A 5,432-nucleotide genomic window follows, 5' to 3' on the forward strand; every position below is an offset into this window, starting at 1 on the left:
TCCAGCTCCTGGCCGATGGCCGCTTCACGCACATAACTACCAGCAGGGTATTGCCCGTCGAGGATCCGTTTCCGGATGATCTGATAGACGCGGTCGGCAGCAGTCATTGATTGGCTCCTTGCAGTGAGAGTCCGGCCCGGGGCGCCTTGCGACCCGGCTTCCTGCCGGGTGTCGACCAAGGTCGCAATGCAAATCGTGCACAACTATTTGCATGAGAAGCACTGTAGGCTACATTTGGCGGAAATCGCGCCAAATTGCATACAATTACAGTGTGGACTAGCGTCTGACAAGGAAGTGATGGCATGAGCCTGACCCCACCACAACTCGCCGATATCCGCTGCCTGGCCTTCGATGTCTTCGGCACCGTGGTCGACTGGCGCAGCAGCGTGATCCGTGAAGGGGAGTCCCTGGGACGAGCCCGTGGCCTGGATGTCGACTGGGCCGCCTTTGCCGATGCCTGGTGTGCCGGCTATGCCCCCTCGATGAACCGGGTTCGCCAGGGACGCCTCTCCTGGACCTCGCTGGACCAGCTGCACCGCATGACGCTCGATCGTCTGCTCGACGATTTCGGTATCACCGGATTGTCGGAAGCCGACAAGGCCAATTTCAATCGCGCCTGGCACCGACTCAAGCCCTGGCCGGATGCCGTGGGTGGCATGCACCGTCTGCGCGAGCGATTCATCCTGACCCCGCTCTCCAACGGCAACATGTCGCTGCTGGTCAATATGGCCAAGCAGGCCGGCCTGCCGTGGGACTGCGTCCTCTCGGCCGAGCTGGCCCGACACTACAAGCGCGACCCCGAAGTCTACCGCATGGCAGCCCGGCTGCTGGATCTCAGCCCCCAGCAGATCATGATGGTGGCCGCCCACCAGGACGACCTCAAGGCTGCACACAGCGAGGGGCTGCGTACCGCCTTCGTGATGCGGCCGCTGGAGTTCGGGCCCCACGCCCCCCCCGACCTGACCGTAGACCCGAGCTTCGACTACGTGGCCAACGATTTTCACGACCTGGCCGACCAGTTGCTGAGCCGCTCGGGAACGCGCCAATCGCTGGCCTTGTCATAGGCGTCAGACCACCAGCGGCGTTACAAAGAAAGCGATGAGGAATGCCGTCGCCAGCCGCATCGTGATGCCCAGCACGGCGGCCTAGCGCGGCGTGCCGCCCGACGCCGGCCGCTCGACCACGAAGAGATCGCTGGTTCGGGTGTAGTCGTTGCCGGCCATGCGGCCGATGGGTCGTAACGCATCGATGGATACGTGGCGGCCATTCCACACCGCGTCGTCCACATGGATCGTCACCACCTCAGCCAGCACCAGATTGCCGGCCAGGGGCTGGTCGCCGAAGCGAATGATCTCACGCAGCTTGCAGCCGAAGGCCACCGGTGCGACTGCCACCCGCGGTACCGATATCCCCGACATCGGCAGCTTCTCCAGCCCCGCCAGCGCGAATTCATCCTCGTGGTGTGGCAAGCCAGCGCTGGTGGCGTTCATCTCCTCCACCAGCCTTCGCCGCTGATATGGATCACGCACTCCCCCACCTGCTCCAGGTTGCGGATGGTGTCCTTGGGCTGTCCTTCGCCATTGAGCAGCGGCGAAAAACCCAGCACCGGTGGCGCCACGCTCACCACATTGAAGAACGAGAACGGTGCCAGGTTGGCGTTGCCGTCACGATCGAGCGTCGACACCCAGGCGATGGGGCGAGGGCAAATGCTGCCCGAGAAGAGACGGTAGATGGCCCCGCTGCTCAGCGTGGCCTTCTCCAGCAGATAGTCGCTCATATCAGGCCCTTGCAGGATCATTATGTGCGGTGACGGGCATCGTCAGCTTGCCGTCGCGGAGGCATCCAGCTTCTTGACGCTGGCGATGAAATCGCTGAACCGCTCGCCCTGAATCAACACATGTTCGCGCAGCGTCTGCTCCGCAAGCTCCGCCTCGCCCTGCTCGATCGCGGCGACGATCTTGCGATGCTCGGCAAGCGAGCCGCCCATGCGCAGGCGCACCTGAAGTTGCAGGCGGCGATAGGGCTTGAGCCGCTGCTTCAGCTGCCGCGCCTCCTGCGCCAGAAAGCCATTGTGGCTGGCCGTGTAGATGCAGTCGTGGAAGGTCTCGTTTTCGTAGTAATACTCATCAGTATCCCCCGCCTTGGCTGCCGCTTCACAGCGCCGGAAGGCATCGTGCAGTGCGGCTAGCTCCTCTTCGCTGATACGCCGTGCTGCCAGGCGTCCGCACATCCCCTCCAGTTCCGCCATCACTTCGAACATCTCGATCAGCTGGTCGATGCCGATCCGGGCAACGAAGGTGCCCTTCTTGGGTGACACCGTGACCAGGCCACTGGCCACCAGTTGCTGAATCGCTTCGCGCACGGGCGTGCGCGAAACGCTGAACTCCCGCCCCAGCGCCTCCGGATCGAGCCGCTCTCCAGGCGTCAGCCGGCCGTTGATGATGTCATCCTCCAGAGCATCCCTGAGCCGCTGTGCGCTCGATCGTTTAACGCTGCTCATCCATCACCTCCACGACACACCTCCATGACATGACCACCCCACCACTCATTCTACTTTGCCTGCTGGTTTACCTGCTGACGATTTCGTCCAGCAAACGTTGACATCAGTATACATGAGGTCTATTGATGTATATATCAGCTCGACTGATAAACACTAGATGCAGAAACAACCATACACAAAAACAAATTCTGGAGCTTCAAGATGACACGCCAACTCAAGCCTGCCGCTACCGCAGCGCTCGGACTCGCCATTGCCTTAAGCAGCATCGCCTCGGCCGACACCGTCCTTCGTGCCTCCCACCAGTTCCCCGGCGGCCAGGGAGACGTTCGCGACGAAATGGTACAGATGATGGCTCGCCACGTCGCCGAAGCAGATGTGGGCCTCACCATGCAAGTCTACCCGGGCCAGTCACTGTTCAGGGCCAACGAGCAGTGGGGCGCCCTGGTCCGCGGTCGACTGGATCTCACCCTGCTACCACTGGACTATGCCAGCGGTCGTCATCCGGAATTTTCCGCCACCCTGATGCCCGGCCTGGTACGCAACCATGAGCATGCCAAGCGCCTCAACGACTCCGAATACATGGAGATGATCCACGCGGTCATCGAGGAAGGGGGTGCGCGGGTACTGGCCGATACCTGGCTGTCGGGTGGCTTCGCCTCCAGCGAGCAGTGCATCACCTCACCGGATACCGTGCGCGGCCAGAACATCCGCGCCGCCGGGCCGGCCTTCGAGCAGATGTTGCAGGCCGCTGGTGCATCGATCGCCTCGATGCCCTCCTCCGAGGTCTACACCGCCATGCAGACGGGCGTGCTCGATGCCGCCAATACCTCCTCGATGTCGTTCATCTCCTTCCGTCTCTATGAGCAGGTCGAGTGCCTGACCGAACCGGGTGATTTCGCCCTGTGGTTCATGTATGAGCCGGTGCTGATTTCCGACCAGGTCTGGCAGGGCCTCAACGAGGAGCAGCAGGCCGCGCTGATGGAGGCCGGCAAGGCCGCGGAGGAGTTCTTCTCCGCCGAAGCCGCCGCCATCGACCAACAGATGGTCGAGGTCTACGAGGAGAATGGAATCGAGGTGGTGCGCATGAGCGAGGAGGACTACAACGCCTGGCTCGAGATTGCCCGGGAGACCTCCTACAAGAACTTTGCCGAGAATGTGCCCAACGGTCAGGCGATCATCGATGCTGCCCTGGCCGTGGAGTGAATCCTGACCACTTGAGACACGCGCCGGTCGGCCGCCACGGTGGCCGGCGCCCTTTCAGGAAACACTGCATAAATGTCTGCGCGTGCGAATCACTGCGTTGCGCGGTGCCGAAGCGTCGGACCGTCGAATCCTCACCTATACCCCATAGGCTCCGGTTTCTGTGCTCCGTGCGCCTTGTGCTTCATCCCGCTCGCCGATTTATTCAGCGCTTCCTTCACTCGGGAGGACATCATGGCAATGGCCAATTCTCGACCCCTGTCGCACCGATCCGGCGTCATCGGCGGCTTCATCCGCACGATGGACGTCCTGTCTCGAATCACCGCCTATCTTGCCTCAGCGCTGTTCATCGCCGGTGTGCTGGTGATCTGCCAGATGGTCTTCATTCGCTACATCCTCGGCATGAGCACCAGTTGGCAGACCGAATTCACGGTGTTCTCCGTCACCGCCGCCATGCTGCTGGGCAGCCCCTATGTGCTGATGACCGGCGGCCATGTCGCCATCACCATCCTGCCGGATGCGCTGAGCGGCATGGCCCAGAAGGTCATGCGACTCACGGCCTCGCTGATCGGGCTGGCCTTCTGTGGGGCGCTGGCCTACGGCTCCTGGATCTATGTCTGGGAAGCCTGGGAAGGCGGCTGGACCACCGGCACCGTATGGAATCCCCCGCTATGGCCCGCGCTGGTGCCGATGGCCGTGGGAACGACGCTGCTGTCACTGCAATACGTCGCTGAAATTCTGCGCGGGGAGCACTGAGCATGGACCGATTACCATGGGAATCATCGTCGCCATTGCCCTGATCGTGCTGATGGCGATCGGCACCCCCATCGCCTTCGCCCTGGGGGGTGTTTCACTGGTGGCCCTGATCTATGACCGCGGGCTCCCCGAACTGACCTACTTCGGCGAGACCTTCTTCGACCGCATTGCCGAGTTCGGCTTCGTGGCCATTCCGATGTTCATTCTGATGGGTGCCGCCGTAGCTTCCTCGCCCACCGGGCGCGACCTCTATCGCTCGCTGGACCTGTGGATGGGGCGTCTGCCTGGCGGCCTGGCGGTCTCCAACATCGGCGCCTGCACGATCTTCTCCGCGCTATCCGGCTCATCGCCGGCAACCTGCGCGGCCATCGGCAAGATGGGCATCCCGGAGATGCGCACCAGGGGCTATCCGGATGGCGTCGCCGCGGGCTGCATCGCCGCCGGGGGCACCCTGGGGATTCTCATTCCACCCTCGGTGACCATGATCATCTACGGCATCTCCACCGAAACCTCCATCGGCCGCCTGTTCATGGCTGGCGTGGTGCCCGGCTTCATGCTGGCCGGCCTGTTCATGATCTGGACGATGATCGCCTGTCGTCTGGCCGGGGGATACAACAACCCCATGGCGCAATCCGCCTCGCGGCTGAAGCAGACCATCAAGGAGAACGTCGACGCCAACCTCAAGGCGCTGATCCGTGTGCTGCCCTTCCTGGCCGTGGTCGCGGGTATCCTGTTTGCGCTGTATGGCGGGGTCGCCACTCCCTCGGAAGCCGCCGGTGTCGGGGCCTTCCTGTGCGTGGCCCTGGCCGTGATCATCTACCGCATGTGGCAGGTGGGGCCGATCAAGCTGATCATGCGCGATTCGCTGCGCGAAAGCGTGATGATCATGCTGATCATCGCCTGCGCCGAGGTGTTCGCCTACGCCTCTCGTCAATGTTCATTACCCAGACCATCGCGGCAGCCATCAGCGATCTCG

At 62.6% G+C, this 5,432-nt stretch carries 4 protein-coding genes and 2 pseudogenes; 4 read left to right on the plus strand and 2 right to left on the minus strand.

What is annotated here, in order from left to right:
• Positions 1-302 precede the first annotated feature (302 nt).
• Positions 303-1,064 carry a haloacid dehalogenase type II gene (locus tag Q427_RS05250; RefSeq protein ID WP_051496147.1) on the plus strand — a complete coding sequence of 254 codons (762 nt, stop codon included), beginning with the start codon at positions 303-305 and terminating at the stop codon, positions 1,062-1,064.
• A gap of 81 nt (positions 1,065-1,145) precedes the next feature.
• On the opposite strand, the pseudogene Q427_RS05255 reads toward Q427_RS05250, so the two are convergent.
• Both Q427_RS05255 and Q427_RS05260 read right to left on the minus strand, forming a co-directional pair.
• Positions 1,146-1,777 (minus strand): annotated as a pseudogene (locus Q427_RS05255) (flavin reductase family protein).
• A 42-nt stretch (positions 1,778-1,819) separates the two neighbouring features.
• Positions 1,820-2,500 (minus strand): GntR family transcriptional regulator, encoded by a 681-nt coding sequence (locus tag Q427_RS05260; RefSeq protein WP_043511684.1) that lies wholly within the window; start codon positions 2,498-2,500, stop codon positions 1,820-1,822.
• A gap of 201 nt (positions 2,501-2,701) precedes the next feature.
• Between Q427_RS05260 and Q427_RS05265 the strand changes: the two genes are divergently transcribed.
• The 3 genes and pseudogenes from Q427_RS05265 to Q427_RS05275 form a co-directional block, all read left to right on the plus strand.
• Entirely contained in the window at positions 2,702-3,703 is a 1,002-nt protein-coding gene (locus Q427_RS05265; protein WP_043511686.1) for a TRAP transporter substrate-binding protein, read from the plus strand.
• A 231-nt stretch (positions 3,704-3,934) separates the two neighbouring features.
• Positions 3,935-4,456 (plus strand): TRAP transporter small permease subunit, encoded by a 522-nt coding sequence (locus Q427_RS05270; protein ID WP_043511689.1) that lies wholly within the window; start codon positions 3,935-3,937, stop codon positions 4,454-4,456.
• Between the two features lie 16 nt (positions 4,457-4,472).
• Positions 4,473-5,432 (plus strand): annotated as a pseudogene (locus tag Q427_RS05275) (TRAP transporter large permease); the annotation flags it as partial.

It is taken from the genome of Halomonas sp. BC04, assembly GCF_000568385.1.